Source organism: Brachybacterium phenoliresistens (assembly GCF_000576425.1).
GTDB classification, from domain to species: Bacteria; Actinomycetota; Actinomycetes; order Actinomycetales; family Dermabacteraceae; genus Brachybacterium; species Brachybacterium phenoliresistens.
Map to the genome: position 1 here is coordinate 72,253 of NZ_KK069990.1, position 19,161 is coordinate 91,413.

The 19,161-nt window shown below is 73.2% G+C and carries 16 protein-coding genes; 10 read left to right on the top strand and 6 right to left on the bottom strand.

Translation table 11 applies throughout. From position 1 onward, the window contains the following. Positions 1-112: 112 nt before the first annotated feature. The 6 genes from guaB (at position 113) to BF93_RS05635 (ending at position 6,172) form a co-directional block, all read left to right on the top strand. The gene (gene guaB / locus BF93_RS05610) at positions 113-1,615 is read left to right on the top strand and encodes an IMP dehydrogenase (protein WP_038371227.1); all 1,503 of its coding nucleotides are present in this window, start codon (positions 113-115) and stop codon (positions 1,613-1,615) included. A gap of 254 nt (positions 1,616-1,869) precedes the next feature. Beyond that, positions 1,870-2,616: an exonuclease domain-containing protein gene (locus BF93_RS05615; protein WP_038371228.1), complete on the top strand. Its 747-nt coding sequence runs from the start codon at positions 1,870-1,872 to the stop codon at positions 2,614-2,616. Between the two features lie 7 nt (positions 2,617-2,623). Then, entirely contained in the window at positions 2,624-3,733 is a 1,110-nt protein-coding gene (locus BF93_RS05620) for a GuaB3 family IMP dehydrogenase-related protein (protein ID WP_198025363.1), read from the top strand. 7 nt (positions 3,734-3,740) lie between these two features. Next, complete coding sequence (locus tag BF93_RS05625) at positions 3,741-4,793, top strand: hypothetical protein (RefSeq protein WP_038371231.1); 1,053 nt, start codon at positions 3,741-3,743, stop codon at positions 4,791-4,793. Further along, complete coding sequence (locus tag BF93_RS05630) at positions 4,790-5,416, top strand: hypothetical protein (protein ID WP_038371233.1); 627 nt, start codon at positions 4,790-4,792, stop codon at positions 5,414-5,416. Before BF93_RS05625 ends, BF93_RS05630 begins: the two co-directional genes overlap by 4 nt. A gap of 117 nt (positions 5,417-5,533) precedes the next feature. Next, positions 5,534-6,172, top strand: coding sequence for a biliverdin-producing heme oxygenase (locus BF93_RS05635; RefSeq protein WP_038371234.1), 639 nt, complete (start codon positions 5,534-5,536; stop codon positions 6,170-6,172). A 12-nt stretch (positions 6,173-6,184) separates the two neighbouring features. On the opposite strand, the gene BF93_RS18850 is transcribed toward BF93_RS05635, so the two are convergent. The 3 genes from BF93_RS18850 to pta are packed head-to-tail and all read right to left on the bottom strand — an operon-like array spanning position 6,185 to position 10,375. Then, entirely contained in the window at positions 6,185-6,946 is a 762-nt protein-coding gene (locus BF93_RS18850) for a hypothetical protein (RefSeq protein WP_051486584.1), read from the bottom strand. A gap of 51 nt (positions 6,947-6,997) precedes the next feature. Continuing rightward, entirely contained in the window at positions 6,998-8,236 is a 1,239-nt protein-coding gene (locus BF93_RS05645) for an acetate kinase (protein ID WP_038371235.1), read from the bottom strand. A 51-nt stretch (positions 8,237-8,287) separates the two neighbouring features. Next, positions 8,288-10,375, bottom strand: a complete 2,088-nt coding sequence (gene pta, locus BF93_RS05650) for a phosphate acetyltransferase (protein ID WP_232226213.1) — start codon at positions 10,373-10,375, stop codon at positions 8,288-8,290. A 202-nt stretch (positions 10,376-10,577) separates the two neighbouring features. Between pta and BF93_RS05655 the strand changes: the two genes are divergently transcribed. From BF93_RS05655 to guaA, 3 genes are all read left to right on the top strand, one after another. Continuing rightward, positions 10,578-11,522 carry an SURF1 family protein gene (locus BF93_RS05655; RefSeq protein ID WP_051486616.1) on the top strand — a complete coding sequence of 315 codons (945 nt, stop codon included), beginning with the start codon at positions 10,578-10,580 and terminating at the stop codon, positions 11,520-11,522. Next, entirely contained in the window at positions 11,491-11,904 is a 414-nt protein-coding gene (locus BF93_RS05660) for a DUF3817 domain-containing protein (protein WP_038371237.1), read from the top strand. The genes BF93_RS05655 and BF93_RS05660 overlap by 32 nt, the downstream gene beginning before the upstream one ends. A gap of 412 nt (positions 11,905-12,316) precedes the next feature. After that, the gene (gene guaA, locus BF93_RS05665; RefSeq protein WP_051486585.1) at positions 12,317-13,927 is read left to right on the top strand and encodes a glutamine-hydrolyzing GMP synthase; all 1,611 of its coding nucleotides are present in this window, start codon (positions 12,317-12,319) and stop codon (positions 13,925-13,927) included. A 193-nt stretch (positions 13,928-14,120) separates the two neighbouring features. Here guaA and BF93_RS05670 read toward each other — a convergent pair whose 3' ends face one another. The 3 genes from BF93_RS05670 to BF93_RS05680 all read right to left on the bottom strand — a co-directional run bounded on the left by BF93_RS05670 (position 14,121) and on the right by BF93_RS05680 (position 18,318). After that, positions 14,121-14,858: an SDR family NAD(P)-dependent oxidoreductase gene (locus BF93_RS05670; RefSeq protein ID WP_038371241.1), complete on the bottom strand. Its 738-nt coding sequence runs from the start codon at positions 14,856-14,858 to the stop codon at positions 14,121-14,123. Between the two features lie 410 nt (positions 14,859-15,268). Next, positions 15,269-16,363, bottom strand: coding sequence for a GNAT family N-acetyltransferase (locus BF93_RS05675; protein WP_038371242.1), 1,095 nt, complete (start codon positions 16,361-16,363; stop codon positions 15,269-15,271). Positions 16,364-16,521: 158 nt separating this feature from the next. After that, on the bottom strand, positions 16,522-18,318 hold the full coding sequence (locus BF93_RS05680) for an MDR family MFS transporter (RefSeq protein WP_084148304.1): 1,797 nt from the start codon (positions 18,316-18,318) through the stop codon (positions 16,522-16,524). 166 nt (positions 18,319-18,484) lie between these two features. On the opposite strand from BF93_RS05680, the gene BF93_RS05685 reads away from it, so the two are divergent. Then, the gene (locus BF93_RS05685; RefSeq protein ID WP_051486586.1) at positions 18,485-19,111 is read left to right on the top strand and encodes a TetR/AcrR family transcriptional regulator; all 627 of its coding nucleotides are present in this window, start codon (positions 18,485-18,487) and stop codon (positions 19,109-19,111) included. Positions 19,112-19,161: the final 50 nt, after the last annotated feature.

Here is a 19,161-nt window from a genome sequence, read left to right on the forward strand (position 1 = left end):
TGTGCCCGCCATCGGCCGAGGAGCCCGCCCGCCCGCCGGTGCGCCGCCGGGGTGTCCGGTGCCACGTCCCCCGAGGCTGATCGGGGCGCCGCCCCGCGGGTAGCATCGGTGCATGACGAGTGCGGATCCGTTCGGTTTCATCGGCCTGACCTACGACGACGTCCTCCTGCTGCCGGGAGAGACCGACGTCATCCCCTCCGAGGCGGACACGACCAGTCGCCTCACCAAGGAGATCTCCCTGCGCGTGCCGCTCGCGAGCGCCGCCATGGACACCGTCACCGAGGCGCGCATGGCCATCGCCATGGCCCGCCACGGCGGCATCGGCATCCTCCACCGCAACCTCTCCATCGAGGACCAGGCCCATGAGGTCGACCTCGTCAAGCGCACCCAGACGGGCCGCATCACCAACCCGGTGACCATCGGCCCCGAGGCCACCCTCGAGGACTTCGACTCCGTCTGCGGCCAGTTCCGCGTCTCCGGCCTCCCCGTGGTCGACGCGGAGGGCACGCTGCTGGGCATCTGCACCAACCGCGACCTGCGCTTCATCCCCGTCGCCGAGTGGGCGAGCACCCGCGTGGGCGACGTGATGACCTCCCAGCCGCTGTTCACCGCCCCGTCGGACGTCTCCTCCGAGGAGGCCACGGCCCTGCTGCGCCGCAACAAGCGCGAGCGCCTGCCGCTGGTGGACGCCGACGGCAAGCTCACCGGCCTGATCACGGTGAAGGACTTCGTGAAGTCCGAGCAGTTCCCCGACGCCTCCAAGGACGGCCAGGGCCGTCTGCTGGTGGGTGCGGGCGTCGGATTCTTCGGCGATTCGATCGACCGCGCCGGGGCCCTGCGCGACGCGGGCGTGGACGTGCTCGTGGTCGACACCGCCAACGGCCATGCCCGCCTCGCCCTGGAGATGATCGCCCGCATCAAGGGCGACTCCTACTTCCGCGGCGTCCAGGTGATCGGCGGCAACGTCGCCACCCGGGCCGGTGCCCAGGCGCTGGTGGACGCGGGCGCGGACGCCGTGAAGGTCGGCGTCGGCCCCGGCTCGATCTGCACCACCCGCGTGGTCGCCGGCGTCGGCGTGCCGCAGATCACCGCGATCCATGAGGCCGCCCAGGCCTGCGGCCCCGCGGGCGTCCCGCTGATCGGCGACGGCGGCCTGCAGTACTCCGGCGATATCGCCAAGGCCCTCGTGGCCGGCGCGGACACCGTCATGGTCGGCTCGCTGCTCGCGGGGACCGAGGAGTCCCCGGGCGAGGTCGTGCTGGTCAACGGCAAGCAGTTCAAGTCCTACCGCGGCATGGGCTCGCTGGGGGCGATGGCCTCGCGCGGCAAGAAGTCCTTCTCCAAGGACCGCTACTTCCAGGCCGATGTCTCCAGCGACGACAAGATCGTCCCCGAGGGCATCGAGGGCCGCGTCTCCTACCGCGGTCCGCTGGCCGGCGTGGTCCACCAGATGGTCGGCGGCCTCGCCCAGTCGATGTTCTACGTCGGCGCGCACACCGTCCCGGAGCTCAAGGAGAAGGGCCGTTTCGTGCGCATCACCGCGGCCGGCCTCAAGGAGTCCCACCCCCACGACCTCGCCGCGATCGTCGAGGCCCCGAACTACTCCGCGCGCTGACCGGCCCCGGCGCCGCCCGCTGACCCGCCAGGGCCCCGGGCCCGAGCGGAGCTCCCGCCCGCCGCCGATCGATCCCGGCTGCGAACACGAAAGGCGGCCTCAGAGCCGCGGGCCAGGCGATTGCCTGGCTCGAGGCTCTGAGGCCGCCGTCCGTGCACAGGCGATCCCGTGTCGCGGGAGAGACGGCGCGGCCCCGGCCCCCGCGTTGTGGATGACGGACCAGGCCTGTCCGTGATCGCACCTACCCTGGAGGCATGAGCATCGCACCGCCGGCCTGGACCTCCGCACCCCTGCTGGGCTTCGACACCGAGACGACCGGGACGGACGTCGCGACGGACCGGATCGTCACCGCGGCCCTGGTCCATTCGGTGGGCCCCGGGCGGGAGAACGAAACGGTCGCCACCTGGCTGATCGACCCGGGGGTCCCGATCCCGGAGCAGGCCGCACGGATCCACGGGATCAGCACCGAGCACGCCCGCGAGCACGGCGCGGCCCCCGGCCCCGCGCTCGACGAGGTCGCCGGGATGCTGGCCGATGCCCTGTCCCGGGACGTGCCGCTGGTCGCCTTCAACGGCAGCTTCGACGTGGCGATCCTCGAGAACGAGCTGCGCCGGCTGGGCCTTCCGACCCTCGCCGAGCGTCTGGGCCGGCAGATCGCCCCGATGATCGACCCGCTGGTCCTGGACCGTGGCCTGGACCGCTACCGCAAGGGCAAGCGCACCCTCACCGACCTCCTCGAGGTCTACGGCATCCACCAGGACGGCCGCCTGCACACGGCGGACGTCGACGTCTCCGCCACCCTGGACGTGCTGCGCGCGCAGGTGACGAAGTTCGACGCCCTCGGCGCGATGCCTCTCGCGGAGCTGCACCAGCAGCAGATGACCTGGCACCGCGACTGGGCGGAGAACTTCAACAAGTTCCTCTCCAGCCGGGGTCGCACGCCCGATGTGCCGCTGGACTGGCCGATCGCCGACGTCGCCGTTCCCGCGCCGGTAGACTGACCCGGTGATGAGCGAGATCGAGATCGGCCGCAACAAGCGGGGACGACGCAGCTACAGCTTCGACGACGTGGCAGTGGTCCCCTCCCGCCGCACCCGCGACCCGGAGGACGTCTCCACCGCGTGGCAGGTGGACGCCTACCACTTCGACATCCCGATCTTCGCTGCGCCGATGGACTCCCTCATGTCCCCGGCCACGGCGATCGAGCTGGGCCGCCACGGCGGGCTGGGCGTGCTGGACCTCGAGGGCCTGTGGACCCGGCACGAGGACCCGACCGCCCAGCTGGAGCGGATCGCGAACGCCTCCGAGGGCGAGGTCGTGCAGGTCCTGCGGGACGCCTACGCCGCGCCGGTGCAGCCCGAGCTGATCACCGCGCGCATCGGCGAGCTGCGGGAAGCCGGCGTGACGGCGGCCGGGGCCCTGTCCCCGCAGCGCACCCAGGAGCACTGGCGCACCGTGGTCGACGCCGGCGTGGACCTCTTCTTCATCCGCGGGACGACGGTCTCGGCGGAGCACGTCTCCAGCGACCGCGAGCCGCTGAACCTCAAGCGGTTCATCTACGAGCTGGACGTCCCCGTCATCGTCGGCGGCTGCGCGACCTACACGGCGGCCCTGCACCTCATGCGCACCGGCGCGGCCGGCGTGCTCGTCGGCTTCGGCGGCGGCGCCTCCCACACCACCCGCGAGACCCTCGGCATCCAGGTGCCGCTGGCCACGGCGGTGGCCGATGTCGCGGCCGCGCGCCGGGACTACATGGACGAGTCCGGCGGCCGGTACGTGCACGTCATCGCCGACGGCGGCCTGGGCCGCTCCGGGGACCTCGTCAAGGCGATCGCCTGCGGCGCCGACGGCCTCATGGTCGGGGCGGCGCTCGCCCGCGCCGAGGAGGCCCCCGGCGCCGGCCACCACTGGGGCAGCGAGGCCCACCATCCCGTGCTGCCCCGCGGGCACCGCGTCGAGGTTGGCACGGTCGCCCCGCTCGAGCAGATCCTCTACGGGCCCGGCCTGAACGCCGAGGGAACCACCAACCTCGTCGGGGCGCTGCGGCACGCCATGGCCACGACGGGCTACCTGGACCTCAAGGAGTTCCAGCGCGTCGAGGTCGTCGTCACCACCTGAGGCAGCGATGACGCGCCCCCGCCGCGCCGCGGCCCCCGGCCGGACCGCCACCGTGATCCTCGGATCGGTGGCGCTGGCGGTGAGCATCCCGCTGCTGTACCTGCCCACGAGCTCCGGATGGTCGCTCGCGGAGATGATCCTCCTGCAGGCGGGTCGTCGGCTGGAGACCGTGCTCAACGGGGAGCTGGCCGGGATCCTGTCCCGGCAGGGGAGCATCGTCCTGATCGTCGTACTGGTCGTGCTCCTGTTCGCCATACCCCTCGCGCGGCTGCGCGGCCGCGCCGCCGAGGCCACCGCGGAGGCCACCCGGCGTCAGCGCCGGCTGCGGGAGCGGCGACGCCAGGAGCGGCGGCGGGACCGCGACGGGGAGCGGCGGCGCGGCGGCGCCGGCCCAGGCGCCCTCTCCGCGCAGGAGAGCGCGCCCGTGCCGGAGAGCCTCGCCCGCGGGCTGCACCTCCCTGGGACGGGCGGCGACGTCCCCGTGCTGCATCGGACGACCGAGCAGCTGCGCGCCCTCGCCGCCCAGCACCAGATGCCGTGGCGTCCCGAGTACGCGACCCCCGGCGGTGCCCGCGCGCTGCTGGAGATCCTGCTGCTGCGCGGAGCGGACATCGGCGGGCCCGGAGACGTCCCCGAGCCCGCACCGGAGCCCGGTCCGGCGCCCGCCGCCGGCATTTCTCCCGCCCCGGGGTCTTCCCGTGCCGCGGACTCCGCTCCTGCCTCGGACACTCCTCCTGCCCCGGAAGCCGCTCCTGCAACTGAATCCGGCCTCGACCTCGGCTCTGCCGCCGCTCTCGCGGCGACTCCCGCCCCGGACTCCGCTGCGGCCGATGCCCCGCAGGGTCCCGACGCCGCGCCGTCCCCGGGGGCCGGGGCGAGCACGGCGTCCGGGGCGAGCACGGCGTCCGGCTCGGCCTCCCTCGGCTCGGTGTACACCTCGACCACGCTCTACGAATCCTCGAGCTACGCCTCCTCCGCGAGCCCGCCCGCCGACGCGGCCGCAGCGGGCTCTGGCGAGACCGCGGACACGGATGCGGACGAGATGGGGGAGGAGCGATGAGCGGCATCGCACGTGCTGCGGTCTCGCTGCTGCTCGCCGTGGTCCTGGCCGGCGCGATCCTGCTGGACTTCGTGCCCTGGGTCCTCGAGCCCCGGATGATCCCCTACATCCTTCCCCATCTGCTGCAGCCCTCCACCGGGTTCCTCAGCCTCGTGCTGGTGCTGTTCCTGGTCATCTGGCTGCCGCTGGGGCTGCCCGGCGCCCGGCTCGCCGCAGCGCTCCGGCCGGACGGGAGCGCCGCCCAGGGGTCGCGGCCCGATCTGCCGTCCCGACCGGACGCCGGGGAGGGGAGGGCGAGCATGCGCTCCGGCTCGGCCGCCGAGCACGCCGCACAGGAGGTCGAGGCGAGCGAGGCGGAGACCCCCTGGATCCGGGTCTCGTCGGGCTTCCCCTCCGCGTCCCCCGGGCAGGATCCCCGGGCGGCGGAGGATCGACCCCGGGAGGTCCCCGCGGGCGCCTGCGAGATCCCGCTGGATGCCGTGACGACGATGGATGCGCGCCGGCGCCACGAGATGGCCCGCGCCCTGGACATCTCGTGGGACGGCCGCCTCGCCCGCGACGACGAGGCATGGCTGCGCGCCTGCGCCGGGGGTCTGCAGCGCGCCCGACGACGCCACCGCTGACCGCCGCCCGCCTGCCACGCTCCTGCCCCCTCGGGCCTTGCCCCGCGCGCGGATCGCGCGCATGCTGGTTCTGACACCGCGTCATCACCCTCGTGGTGGCGCACGGCAGGAGGAGCCATGCACAGCACCGCAGGTCCCGCACCGGACGCGCCGTTCTCCGAGCGTCTGCGCACGCAGACGCGGGCCGAGCACGAGGCCGCCGAGCAGAGCGGGTTCATCGGCGCGCTGCTGGGCGGGCGCCGGGACGAGGCCGACTACTGGCGGCTGGTCGCCCAGTACCTGCCGATCTACGAGGCGCTCGAGGACGCGATCTCCGCGGCGGCCGCACGGGACCCCCTCGCCGCCGCCTTCCACGACCCGCGGCTGGCGCGTGCCGAGGCGATCCGGGCGGACCTTGCCGCACGGTTCGGGCCGCGGCCCCGGGTCGACCCGCCGCTCGAGGTCACCTCCCGGTATGCGCGGCGCCTCGCCGGCGCCCCGGTGCCCGCGCTGCTGGCGCACCACTATCTGCGCTACCTCGGCGACCTCTCCGGCGGGCAGGCGATCGGGGCCCTGGTGGCGCGCCATTACGGGGTGCCGCCCGAGCAGGGCCGGCTGTGGGACTTCTCCGCGCTCGGCTCGCCGAAGCGGTACAAGGACGCCTACCGCGAGCGCCTGGACGGCATCGTGGATCCGGCCGTGCAGGCCGCGTTCCTGGCCGAGGCGAAGGAGGGCTACCGCCTGGCGGCGGAGCTGTTCGACGCGCTCGAGCGCTGAGCCCCCGGCCGGTCAGGACCGGATCAGGGCGATGATCCCCCAGATCAGCAGGACCAGCGAGACGAGGCCGAGGCCGATCGGGATGACGAACCCGATCCCCAGGCCGATGAGGGTGCCGGCCATCCCCATCTCGGTGTAGGCGACCGCGGAGACGCCCGTGCATTCGACCGTGACCTCGCCGCTCGCCGCGCGGACGTCGTAGATCTCGACGTAGTCGACGCCGTCGATCTCGCCGGCGGTGTACGTGTTGAGCTCTCGCTCCAGGCTGGCGCCCGTGGCGGTGCATTCGGCGGTCGCGGCCTCCGACGCCGGGACGGCGATCGAATGCACGCTCATGGTGTCGGCGGTGAAGGTGCCGCCCGAGGGGCCCAGCGGGATGGCGCCCTCGCCGGTCCCCACCGTGATCGTCGCCGCGATGATGCCGGCGAGCACCGGCATCACCACCAGGCCGATCGCGTTCGCGATCAGGCCGAGCGCCCCGAAGATCGTGCGCTTGATGCCCTTGCGCTTGCGCGGTGCGCCGTACCCGGGGCCCGACGGGGCTCCGTAGCCGCTGCCTGCCGGGGACCCGTAGCCGGCGCCGGCCGGGACGAACTGGCTCGGGGCGCCCGGAGCGCTGGAGGCGGAGGAGCCGTAGGACGGGGCGCCGTAGTCCGGGCCGGCCGAGGGCGCCGAGCCGTAGCCCGACCCGCCGGGCGCCGGGGACGACCCGTACGGGCCGGGCCCCTGGGTACCGCCGGACGTGCCGCCGCTGTACGGGTCGACGTAGCTCATGGTGGGTCCCCTCCCTCAGGTGCCCCGCTGCGAGGCAGTACGACAGAGATATCAGGAAGCGGGCCGCCCCGCGACCTCGGCCGCCTGGCGGGCGATCGCACGCTCCTCGTCGGTGGGCACGACCAGCACCGCGACGGCGGACTCGGGGGCGGAGATGAGCCGCGCCTCCTTGGACCGCACGGCGTTCGCGTCCTCGTCCAGGACGATCCCGAACGCCTCGAGCCCCTCGAGCGCGCGCCGCCGCACCAGGGCGGCGTTCTCCCCGATCCCGGCGGTGAAGGTGATCGCGTCGATCCCGCCGAGCGCGAAGGCGTAGGAGCCGATGTACTTGCGCAGCCGGTGCACGTAGACGTCCAGGGCGAGGGCGGCCTGGTCGTCCCCCGCCTCGACGGCGGCCTCGATGTCGCGGAAGTCGCTCATGCCGCACAGCCCCTGCATCCCGGAGCGCTTGTTGAGGATGGTGTCGACCTCGGCGGGGGAGAGGTTCCCCTGGCGCTGCAGATGGACGTACACCGAGGGGTCGATGTCTCCCGTGCGCGTGCCCATCACCAGTCCCTCCAGCGGGGTCAGACCCATGGAGGTGTCGAGGGGCCGGCCGCCGCGCACCGCCGAGGCGGAGGCGCCGTTGCCCAGGTGCAGCACGATCTGGCGCAGGTCCGAGACGTCCCGGCCTCGGGCCGCCAGCAGGGCGCTCACGGTCTCGGAGACGTAGCGGTGGCTGGTGCCGTGGGCGCCGTAGCGGCGGATCCGATACTCCGCGGCGATCTCGCGATTCAGGGCGTAGGTCGCGCTGGCGGCGGGCAGGCCGGTGAAGAAGGCGGTGTCGAACACGGCCACGTGCGGGACATGGGGCAGCAGGGCGCGGGCCCCGTCGATCCCGTCGACGGCCGCGTAGTTGTGCAGCGGGGCGAGGGCGCCGAGGTCCTCGATCTGCTCGCGCACCCACGAGTCGATCAGGGTGGGCTCGGAGAACCGCGCCCCGCCCTGGACGACGCGGTGGCCGACCGCGATGATGCGGTCGTCCTGCAGCGCGATGCCGACCTCGGAGAACAGCCGCTCGACCACGCGCATGGCCTCGACATGGTCGGGGACCTCCGTCTCGACAGACGTCTCGCGGCCCTCGGCCCCGCCCGTCTCGATGCTCGCGCGGCCGGTGCTCTGGCCGATGCGCTCGACGATCCCGGAGGCATGGACCTCGCCGGTCCCGGGCGTGACCAGCTGGAACTTCAGGGAGGAGGAGCCGGAGTTGATGACGAGGACGCGGGCGGCGTCGGCTGCAGGTGCGGGCATGGGTTCCTCGGAGGGTCGGAGGCGGGCGGGGGAGGCGAGGCGGCGGGCGGATCAGGCGCCGGCGGGCTGGGACTGCGCCTGGATCGCGGTGATGATCACCGTGTTGATGATGTCGTCGACCAGCGCGCCGCGCGAGAGGTCGTTGACCGGCTTGTTCAGGCCCTGCAGCACGGGGCCGATGGCGATCGCGCCGGCGGAGCGCTGCACCGCTTTGTAGGTGTTGTTGCCCGTGTTCAGGTCCGGGAACACGAAGACCGTGGCCCGGCCGGCGACCGCGGAGTCGGGCAGCTTGGTCTTGGCGACCGAGGCGTCCACCGCGGCGTCGTACTGGATGGGGCCCTCGACGCTGAGCTCCGGATGGTGGGCGCGCACGGCCTCGGTGGCCTCGCGGACCTTGTCCACATCGGCCCCGGAGCCGGAGGAGCCGGTCGAGTAGGACAGCATCGCCACCCGCGGCTCGATCCCGAACTGCACGGCCGTCGCCGCGGACTGCGCGGCGATGTCGGCCAGCTGCTCGGCGCTCGGGTCGGGGTTCACGGCGCAGTCCCCGTACACCAGCACCCGGTCCTGCAGCGCCATGAGGAACACGGAGGAGACGATCTTCGCGTCGGGCCGGGTCTTGATGATCTCGAAGCTGGGGCGGATGGTGTGGGCGGTCGAGTGCACGGCGCCGGAGACCATGCCGTCGGCCTCGCCCATCTGCACCATCATCGTGCCGAAGTAGGAGACGTCCTGGATGCGCTCGCGGGCCTGCTCCAGGGTGACGCCCTTCTTGGCGCGCAGGCGGGCGTACTCCGCGGCGTACTTCTCCAGCAGCTCCGGGTCCTGCGGGGAGACCACCGTCGCCTCGGAGATGTCGTGGCCCAGCAGCGCCGCCTTCGCCCGGATCGCGTTCTCGTCGCCCAGCAGGATGAGGTCCGCGACGCCGCGGGCGAGGATCGACTCGGCGGCGGCGAGGATGCGCGGCTCGTCGCCCTCGGGCAGCACGATCCGCTTCTTCTCGCCGCGGGCGCGGGCCAGCAGCTCGAACTCGAACATCATCGGCGTGACCACGTCGGAGCGGGAGACGTCGATGCGCTCCAGCAGCGCCTCCAGCGGCAGGTGCTCGCTGGCGGCGCGGCGGGCGGCATCGACCTTCTGGGCGCTGTCCGCGGTCAGGCGGCTGGAGGTGCCGGCGATCTTCACGGCGGCGTCGAAGGTCGAGTGCTCGGTGGCGATCACCGGCAGGTCCTGGCCGAGCCCCTCGACGAGGTCGGTGATCTCCTGGGGGATCTCGTAGCCGCCGGTGAGCACGATCGAGGACAGCGCCGGATGGGCGCCGGACTGCTGGGCCATGAACAGGCCCGGCAGCAGGTCGTAGCGGTCCCCGGGGGCGACGACCGTGCAGTTCTCGCTGAGGCGCCGCAGCACGTTGGGCAGGCTCATCGCCGCGACCACCGTGCCCAGGGACACGCGGCCCAGCCATTCGGTGCTGCCCTGGACCAGGGTGCCCTCCACGGCCTCCTGGATGGCGGCGACCGTCGGCGCCATGATCACGGGGTTCTCCGGCACGGCCGCGACGATCATGCCTTCGCCGAGCTTGGCGGAGACGGCGCCGCGGATGTCCTCGAGGGCGTCGGCCGCGGAGCGGTTGACGATCAGGGCGATCGGGGCGGCGTGGTGGGAGGAGAACTCGCCGACGGACACCACGGCGAGGCCGGCGATCTCCTCGGGGCGGCGCTCGAGGCCGGAGACGACGATGACGACGGGGGCGCCGAGGTTCGCGGCGACCTCCGCGTTGAAGGCGAGCTCGGTGGGGTTGGCGACGGAGTCGTAGTCCGAGCCCAGCACCACCAGCACGGCGTAGCGCTCGGCCAGGGCGTGGTAGCGGCGCAGGATCGCCTCGTGCGCGGCCTCCGGGTCGGCCAGGGCCGCCTGGGAGTCGACGCCGAGCGCCTCCTCGTAGTCCTGGCTGACGGCCGGATGGGCGATGAGCAGCTCGACCGCCTCGTCCCGCCCGGCGCCGGCCTTGTACACCGGTCTGAAGACGCCCACGCGGTCCGACCGCGCGGCGAGCGCCTCGAGGAGTCCGAACGCGACGGTGGACTTCCCGGTCAATCCCTCAGGGCTGGCGACATACACACTCTGGCACTGGGTCACGCGATTCAGGATAGATGTCCGATCCGTGCAGAACCGGGGAGTCCGCAGAGGTCGGACGGATCCCGCGGCGGGCCGCCGGCTCCGTGCGGCGGCGATGCGCCCGCGGGCGGCCGATGGCCGGTCCCCGCGGACCGCCGATGGCCGGTGAGGTATCGGACACGAGCGGCGCGCCCTCCCAGGGCGGCTCCGTACCATGCAGGCCATGCTCCGCACCGCCCTGCGCCCCCGCTTCCTCGGGCTCCTCGCCCTGATGGTCGCGGCGACCCTGGTGTGCGGACTGCTGGCCACCTGGCAGTGGGACCGGGCGCATCGGGCGATCACCAGCCGATCCGAGCCCACCGATCCGGCCGTGGCCCTCGAGGACGCGCTGCTGCTGGGCGAGCCCGTCACCAACGAGCGCGCCGGGGATCCGGTGGTGGCCCGCGGCACCTTCGATCCCGCCGAGCAGATCCTCGTGCCCGGGCGCCGCATCGACGGCCAGGAGGCCGTGATCGTGGTGAGCGCCCTGCACGTCGTCCAGCCGGACGGCGGCGAGGCCCGCCTGCCCGTGGCGCGCGGCTGGATGCCCGCGGCCGATGCCACCGGTCCCGACGGCGAGGTCGACCCGGCCCTCGCCCCGGCGGTCCCGGCGGGGGAGATCGAGGTGACCGGGCTGCTCGAGGCGAGCGAGGCCGCCACCGACGGCGTCTCCGGGCACGTCGCCCAGGAGATCGCGACCCCGCTGCTGGTCAACGAGTGGGGCGAGCCGATGTACTCCGGCTATCTCGCCCAGACCTCCGCGGCCGATGGGCTCTCGCCGATGCCCGCCGCGCAGTCCGCCTTCTCCCGCGGACTGGACTGGCAGAACATCGGCTACGCCGCCCAGTGGGTGCTGTTCGGCGGCTTCTTCCTGTACCTGTGGTGGCGCTCCGTGCGCACCGCGTATCTTGACCAGCGGGCCGATGAGCGCGCCCGCCTCGAGGCGAGCCTGCAGCCCGCGGACGGCCCGGCCGCCCCGGGTCCGACCGCATCGGCCCCGACCGCATCGGATCCGGCCGCATCGGGCCCGGCCGCATCGGACCCCGATGCCTTGGCCCCGACCCCTCAGAACCCGAACGACCCGAAGGACGTGACTGGTGTCGACCCCGACTCCGCGACCACTCGATGAGGTCGCGATCCGCGCCTCGTTCGCCCGCTACCGCTTCGCGTCCTTCGCCGAGGGCATCGCCCTGCTGGTGCTGGTGTCGATCATGGTGATGCGCTACGGCGTCTACCACGGCGAGGGGCTGTTCACCTCGACCTCCCACACCTGGGAGACCATCTCGCAGACCTGGTCGCCCATCCACGGCGTGATCTACATGGTCTACGTGGTCCTGTCCTTCGACCTGTGGATGCGCATGCGGTGGTCCCTGCCGCGGATGCTGCTGCTCATGCTGTTCGGCGTGGTGCCGGTGCTCTCCTTCTTCGGCGAGCGCTGGACCCACCAGAAGATGGAGAGCGACCTCCGCCAGCGCCCCACGCTGCAGGACGAGGAGCACCCGCGGCGCTGAGCCGGGACGTCGGGCCCGCCGACCGCGCCGTCGTGCGGCCGCGGGACCACCGTGCGGCCGCGGGACCAGGGTTCGTGCGGTCGGCGTGTGCTGCGGGAGAGGTCCTGGCGGCGTTCGAGAAATTGCACGGTTCTGTACCATGTGAATCGATTCAGGTGGTACGGAACCGTGCAATTTCTGGAGTGCCCCGCGAAGGCATCCGGGGACGGCGCGATTTCTCGAGTGCCCCGCGCAGGCATCCGGGCCCGGCGACGACGCCACCGTCCCGCCCGGCGATCCGCCGATGCCGCGACCCGGTGAGCCGGGCGCCGGCTGCCGGCCGCCGCCGCCGTGCCGGCCCGGGACAGCACCCCGTCGGGTACCGCCCATCTCACGTCGCCCCGCGGGGCTCGACGGGCGTGTCGGCCCTAGGATGGTGGGCGTGAGCACAGCCGAGAACACCGACGCCGACCCGGTCCTCGTCGTCGACTTCGGGGCCCAGTACGCGCAGCTGATCGCGCGCCGGGTCCGCGAGGCCGACGTCTACTCCGAGGTCGTGCCGCACACGATGCCCGTCCAGGAGATCCTCGCGCGCAAGCCGCTGGCGATCATCCTCTCCGGCGGCCCCTCCTCCGTGTACGAGCCGGGCGCCCCCCGCCTGGACCCCGCACTCCTCGAGGCCGGCGTCCCGGTCCTGGGCCTGTGCTACGGATTCCAGTCCATCGCCGCCGCCCTCGGCGGCACCGCCGCGGAGACCGGTGTGCGCGAGTACGGCGCGACGCGCCTGTCGGCCCTGGACAGCGCCTCCGTGCTGCTGGACGGCCAGGACCTCGAGCAGAACGTGTGGATGAGCCACGGCGACTGCGTCACCGAGGCGCCCGCCGGCTTCCGCGTCATCGCGACCTCCTCCGCGAGCCCCGTCGCCGCCTTCGAGGATCCCGAGCGCCGCATCTACGGCGTGCAGTGGCACCCCGAGGTCGGCCACTCCGACCGCGGCCAGGAGGTGCTGCGCAACTTCCTGTACCGCGGCGCCGGCATCGAGCCGTCGTGGACCACCGGCAACGTCATCGACGAGCAGGTCACCCGCATCCGCGAGCAGATCGGCGAGGGCACCGCGATCTGCGGCCTCTCCGGCGGCGTGGACTCCGCCGTCGCCGCCGCGCTCGTGCAGCGCGCCATCGGCGACCGTCTCACCTGCGTGTACGTCGACCACGGCCTCATGCGCCAGGACGAGTCCGCGCAGATCGAGAAGGCCTTCGGCGAGTCGACCGGCGGTGCCAAGCTCGTCGTCGTCGATGCCGAGGAGCAGTTCCTCACCGCGCTGGCCGGCGTCACCGATCCGGAGCAGAAGCGCAAGATCATCGGCCGCGAGTTCATCCGCACCTTCGAACAGGCGCAGGCCGACATCCTCCGCGCCAGCGGCGTCATCGACGCCGAGGGCCATGCCGAGGCGAAGGCGTTCCTGGTCCAGGGCACCCTGTACCCCGACGTGGTCGAGTCCGGCGGCGGCGAGGGCGCGGCCAACATCAAGAGCCACCACAACGTCGGCGGCCTGCCCGAGGACCTCTCCTTCGAGCTGGTCGAGCCGCTGCGCACCCTGTTCAAGGACGAGGTCCGCGCCGTCGGCCACGAGCTGGGCCTGCCCGACGAGATCGTCTGGCGCCAGCCGTTCCCCGGCCCCGGGCTGGGCATCCGCATCATCGGCGAGGTCACCAAGGACCGCCTGGACATCCTCCGCGCGGCCGATGCGATCGCCCGCGAGGAGCTCACCGCCGCCGGTCTGGACCGCGAGATCTGGCAGTGCCCCGTGGTGCTGCTGGCCGAGGTCCGCTCCGTGGGCGTGCAGGGCGACGGCCGCACCTACGGCCACCCCGTCGTGCTGCGCCCCGTCACCAGCGACGACGCCATGACCGCGGACTGGGCCAAGGTGCCCTACGAGGTCCTGGGCCGCATCTCCACCCGCATCACCAACGAGGTCCGCGAGATCAACCGCGTCACCCTCGACGTCACGAGCAAGCCCCCGGGCACCATCGAGTGGGAGTGATCCCCGGGCGGCGCTGATCGTCGCCTCCCCGCGCGCTGCGCGGGCACGGAAGGGCCTGTGAGGGCCGGTCACCGGGCGATGACCCGGCGAGCGGCCCCCACAGGCCCTTCCGCGTATGTCCGAAGGTCGCGCGGGCACGTCTGCTCCACATCGCGCGGGCGATCCCGGCCTCCACGCGAGGCCGGCGGCGGCGTCACCAGGGGACGGGGCCTTCGGCGTCGGTGAAGGTGCCGGTGTCCTCGGCGCGGATCGCCCGCAGCAGTACGCGGGCGGCGTCCTCGGGCTCGAGCGGCGCCTGGGCGCGGCTCATCGGCGTCAGGTCGGTGCGCACGAACCCGGGGCACACCGCGACGACGCCGATCCCGGATTCCGAGAGCGTCTTCGACAGGCCGACGGTCAGGCTGTTCAGCGCGGCCTTGGACGCCTGGTAGGCCGGGATCACCGTGCCGAAGTACGGCGAGGCCGGATCCAGCTGGTCCTGCAGCGAGCCCATGCGCGAGGAGACGTTGACGATGCGCCCGCCCGGGGCCTCCCGCAGCAGGGGCAGGAAGGCGTCGATCATCGCCGCGGCCCCGAGGACGTTCGTGGCGAAGGTGCGGCGCACCATCGCGGGGTCCACGGCGGCCGCCGGGTCGGCATCGGTCGCCTCCGGCAGGATGCCGGCGTTGTTCACGAGCACGTCGAGGTGGCCGGCCGACGCGGCGACGGCGCTCGCGGCCGCGGCGACGCTGTCCTCGTCGGTCACGTCCAGCACCAGGCCGGTCACGCGGCCGCGCCCGTCCCCGGGCGAGCTGCCGAGCTCGCGGACGGCGGCGTCGACCCCGGCGGCGTCGCGGCCGGTGACGATGACGTCCTCGCCCTCGGTGAGGAGCAGTTGGGCCAGGGCGCGGCCGATGCCGCGGGTGGAACCGGTGATGAGTGCGGTGGACATGTCCGACCTCCAGGCTGGGGGATGCTGTGCCTCCAGCATCCGGGGCCAGGACCGGCAGGACCAGCGGGAATCGGACAACTCAGCCGGGGTGATGGCGGGCGGCCCTCAGGGGGCGATGATCGTCCGCAGCTGCGGTCCGGGGCCCGCGATCAGGGCCGTCGGCCCCGCGCTCGCGCGGCCCGGCCCGACCCGGCCCGGCCCGATCCGGCCCGACCCGCCTCCGCCGGGAGGTCATTCTCCGTCGCTTGAACGCTCCTTCAAGCGACGGGGAATGACCTCCACGGCGCGTGGCGGGGCGAGCGGGAGGTCGCGGCGCGTGGTGGGGCGAGCGGGGCGTCCCGGCGTGAGGTGGGGCGAGGGAGGCGGCACGTGTGCGGAGGCTCGGGGCGCTCAGATGCTCGGCGCCCGGGTCACCGCTCCGGGGGCTCGAGCAGGCGGGAGGGGTGGGCCTCGGCGGAGGCGTGCCAGGACTGGGTGCGGGCGAAGGTCTCCCAGCCCATGGAGGTGTACATGCCGTCGGCGCGGGTGGGGGAGTCGGCGTCGACCTCGAGGTCGATGTGGGTGCGGCCGCGCTCGGCGGCATCGGCGATCGCGGCGTGCAGCAGCGCCTTGGCGATGCCGTGCCCGCGGGCGGAGCGGTGCACGCCGAGGTACTCGAGATAGGTGCCCTCGCCGCGGTCCGCGCGCGCCGGGACCGCGGCGGCGACCAGGCCGCCGGCGGGCAGGCGGCGGCCGTCGCGTTCGATCTCCGCGATCCACCAGTGGTCCCAGTCCGCTTTCTCGGGGTTCTCGATGAGGCGCTGGACGAACTCGGCGAAGGACTCCCGGTAGGAGTTGAAGTGGTCCTGGAAGGAGTCCTCGAGCATGCGGTGCACGGTGCGGACGTCCTGGGCGACGGGGAGCCCGGAGGGGTGGCGGTGGACGCGGCGCACGCGCACGCCCTCGCGGGGCGCGGGGAGGCCGGTGACCTCGCCCGGGTGGACAGGCCGGCGCATGTGCAGCCAGGTGCGCACCATCGAGTAGCCGTTCGCGGCGAGGATGCGGCCGCGGTCCCGGTCGGCCTCGGCGGCATCGGCCGAGAGCTGGGTGGAGGGCAGTCCGCGGTGGCGGGCGAAGGACCCGCCGACCTCCTGGGCCCAGTCCAGCAGGGCCCCGGCCAGCTCCTCGCGCTGCGGTGCACCGGCGGCGATCACCCACTGCACGTTGGTGCGACCGGCGGCGCGGTCCTCGAGGGAGATCCAGCCGATGGGCGGGCGGTCGGTGGTGGGGCGGCCGTCGGCCCGGACCGGGACCACCACCACCTGCCGGCGGGACCAGGACTTCAGGCCCACCAGACGCGACCGCAGCCCGGGGCGCTGGGCCGAGGCGTCGGGGGTATGGCGGTGCAGGTCCGCGGTGACCAGATCGCACAGGGGCTCCACGTCCGACTCCAGCGGGAGGCGGGTGGTGAGCCGCTCGGAGAGTCCGGGCGGCATGGTCGGCGGGAAATGGTCGGTGAGGGGCACGGAGCCATCGTGCCACGTCCCGGGGCGCAGGGTCCGGGAACGAGTACGGCCGGCGCATCGGACCCCCCGGGTGGGGAGTCGATGCGCCGGCCGGGACGGGACGCCCCGTCCGTCCTCGGGGCGTCCCGGCGGCCCTCGGCGTGCCGAGGGGCGGCGTCTCAGCGCTGCGGGGGCGCCTCCGGGCTCTCGGCCCGGTGCGTGGGGCCCGCGGTCGCGGAGCTCGACACGGCGGTCGCGCCGGCGCGTTCGGCATCGGAGGCCTCGTGCGCATCGGCGGCCTCGTGGGCCTCGGGCGTCTCGGTGCCGGTGCCCGCGAGCTCGGCGGCCGCATCGGCCCCCGGGGCGGTGGCGGGCTCGTCGGCGCTGTGCAGGGTGTCGCGCAGCGGCACCTGCTTGATGAACAGCGACAGCACGAGCGCGGCGATCACGAAGGGCAGGGCCGTGAGGAAGACGTGGTGCATGGCCTCGCCCATCCCCATGCGGATCGGGTCGACGAGGAAGGAGGGCAGCTTCTCGAGGGCGGCCGGGTCCAGCACCGCGGCCTCGAGGGAGGAGGCGTCCAGGGCGCCGCCGGAGGACATCTGCGCCATGGCGGCGAGGTCGTCGGCCGGGAGGGACTGGATCTGCTTCTCGATCGCGCTGGACATCTGCGCGGTCATCACGGTGCCCAGCACCGCGGTGCCGATCGTCGATCCGAGGTTGCGGAAGAACTGGATGGCGGCGGTGGCCACGCCCAGCTCCCGCTGGGCCACCACGTTCTGCACGACCAGCGTGTAGACCTGCATCGACAGCCCCAGCCCCAGGCCGATCACGATCATGGCCAGGGTCAGGTGCCACTGGGTGTCTCCGTACTGGAGGCGGGAGAGCAGCCAGTAGCCGGTCACCAGCACCAGGCCGCCGGCGATGAGGAAGACCTTGTAGGTGCCCAGACGCGTGATGAGCAGGCCCACCACGATGGAGGTGAGGATCATCGCCACCGACAGCGGGATGAGGATCGCGCCGGAGTTGGTGGCGGAGACCCCCAGCACGCCCTGGGCGTAGACCGGGATGTAGATGATGGCGCCGAACATGGCCACGGCGATCGCGAAGGACGCCGCGACGGAGAGGGCGACGATGGGGCGCAGCAGCAGGTGCAGGGGCAGCAGCGGCTCGGACACGCGGGTCTCGACCACGACGAACGCGGCGATGAACAGCGCGGCGACGACGTACATGCCGATGATCACCGGGGAGTCCCAGGCGTAGGAGTTGCCGCCCCAGGTGGTGGCCAGCAGGCCGATCACGAGGCCGGGCGTCAGGGTGAGCATGCCGAGGTAGTCGACCTTGCCCTGCTGGTTGGCGGTCTTCAGGTGCAGGAAGCGCAGGATGAAGACGAAGGCGGCCACGCCGATGGGCAGGGTGAGGTAGAACAGCCAGCGCCAGCCGAGGTTGTCGGTGACGGTGCCGCCGATGAGCGGGCCCACGACGCTGGTCACGCCGAAGACGGCGCCCATGATGCCCTGGTACTTGCCGCGCTGCCGGGGCGGGATGATGTCGCCGATGATCGTCTGGGACAGCGGCATGAGGGTGCCCATGCCCAGGCCCTGCACGGCGCGCGCGAAGACGAGGAACCAGAAGCCCTGGGCGAGGCCGGCGAGGATCGAGCCGATCATGAACACGGCCAGGCCCCCGAGGTAGAACCAGCGGCGGCCGTAGAGGTCCGAGAGCTTGCCGACGATCGGCACCGCGACGGCGGAGACGAGCATGGCGGCGGTGGCGATCCAGCTGTAGTGCTCGACGCCGCCGAGCTCGGCGACGATGCGCGGCATGGCCGGGCCGACGATGGTCTGGGAGAGGGAGGCGACGAACATGCCGAGCATGAGGCCGACGAAGACGAGCTTGCCCTCACGGTCGAGCCCGGTGAAGGGTGCGGGGGCGGCGGCGCCTGCGGTCGGCGCCTGGGACGGACTGGTGCTCACGGAGCTCCTCGGGGGCGATGGTGGACGGATTGGAGGGCGAGGCGGGCTCGCCCGATGGCCGCAGCGCGCCGGTGGGCTTCGACCTCCTCATGCTACAGAACTGTTGCATTGACTGCACTATTTCAGTGAGTGCAGTTTCTGTGACGTCCCGGACTACGATGGTCCCGTGATCGATGCGGAAGAGACGACGACAGCGCGCGCGGCGCCGGCCGCCCCGGGGCTGCGGGAGCTCAAGAAGAAGCAGACGCGCGAGGCGATGCATCGCGCCGCCCTCGAGCTCGTCGTCGAGCACGGCTATGCGAACGTGACCGCGGAGATGATCGCGCGGCGCGCGGGCGTGTCCACGCGCACCTTCTTCAACCACTGGTCCACCAAGGAGTCCGCGATCCTGGGGATCCTCACCGGCCAGTCGGACTCGGTGGTCACGCGCCTGGTGCCGGCCCTCGAGGAGCTCCCGCACCGCGAGGCCCTGCGCCAGGTCATGCGCGACACCCTCGCGGCGGTGCCCTCCGATCCGGAGCTGCGCGACCTCAAGAAGGAGGTCATGGCGCGCGAGCCGAAGCTGCACTCGATCTCGACCGGGAACCTCCACACCATCCAGAACGAGATGGTCGACATCCTCACCGGCTTCCTCGAGGGGGAGGACGCCCGCGAGCGGGCGTTCGTCATCGTGCAGCTCGCCTTCGCCCTGACCCGCAGCGCCTTCGCGGTCGCGATGGCCCGCGGCATCGAGCTGACGGCCGCCTTCGACGAGGTCGTGGAGCTCTACGACTCGGGGCGCGCGGACATCTGAGGGCCGAAGGACGCAGGGGTCCCGCCGGGCCGTCGGCGCGGGCGGGACCC

What these genes read in the sequence shown, in the direction of transcription:
- guaB (WP_038371227.1), top strand. Translation starts at nt 113, where the DNA reads ATGACGAGTGCGGATCCGTTCGGTTTCATCGGCCTGACCTACGACGAC.
- BF93_RS05615 (WP_038371228.1), top strand. Translation starts at nt 1,870, where the DNA reads ATGAGCATCGCACCGCCGGCCTGGACCTCCGCACCCCTGCTGGGCTTC.
- BF93_RS05620 (WP_198025363.1), top strand. Translation starts at nt 2,624, where the DNA reads ATGAGCGAGATCGAGATCGGCCGCAACAAGCGGGGACGACGCAGCTAC.
- BF93_RS05625 (WP_038371231.1), top strand. Translation starts at nt 3,741, where the DNA reads ATGACGCGCCCCCGCCGCGCCGCGGCCCCCGGCCGGACCGCCACCGTG.
- BF93_RS05630 (WP_038371233.1), top strand. Translation starts at nt 4,790, where the DNA reads ATGAGCGGCATCGCACGTGCTGCGGTCTCGCTGCTGCTCGCCGTGGTC.
- BF93_RS05635 (WP_038371234.1), top strand. Translation starts at nt 5,534, where the DNA reads ATGCACAGCACCGCAGGTCCCGCACCGGACGCGCCGTTCTCCGAGCGT.
- BF93_RS18850 (WP_051486584.1), bottom strand. Translation starts at nt 6,946, where the DNA reads ATGAGCTACGTCGACCCGTACAGCGGCGGCACGTCCGGCGGTACCCAG.
- BF93_RS05645 (WP_038371235.1), bottom strand. Translation starts at nt 8,236, where the DNA reads ATGCCCGCACCTGCAGCCGACGCCGCCCGCGTCCTCGTCATCAACTCC.
- BF93_RS05655 (WP_051486616.1), top strand. Translation starts at nt 10,578, where the DNA reads ATGCTCCGCACCGCCCTGCGCCCCCGCTTCCTCGGGCTCCTCGCCCTG.
- guaA (WP_051486585.1), top strand. Translation starts at nt 12,317, where the DNA reads ATGGTGGGCGTGAGCACAGCCGAGAACACCGACGCCGACCCGGTCCTC.
- BF93_RS05670 (WP_038371241.1), bottom strand. Translation starts at nt 14,858, where the DNA reads ATGTCCACCGCACTCATCACCGGTTCCACCCGCGGCATCGGCCGCGCC.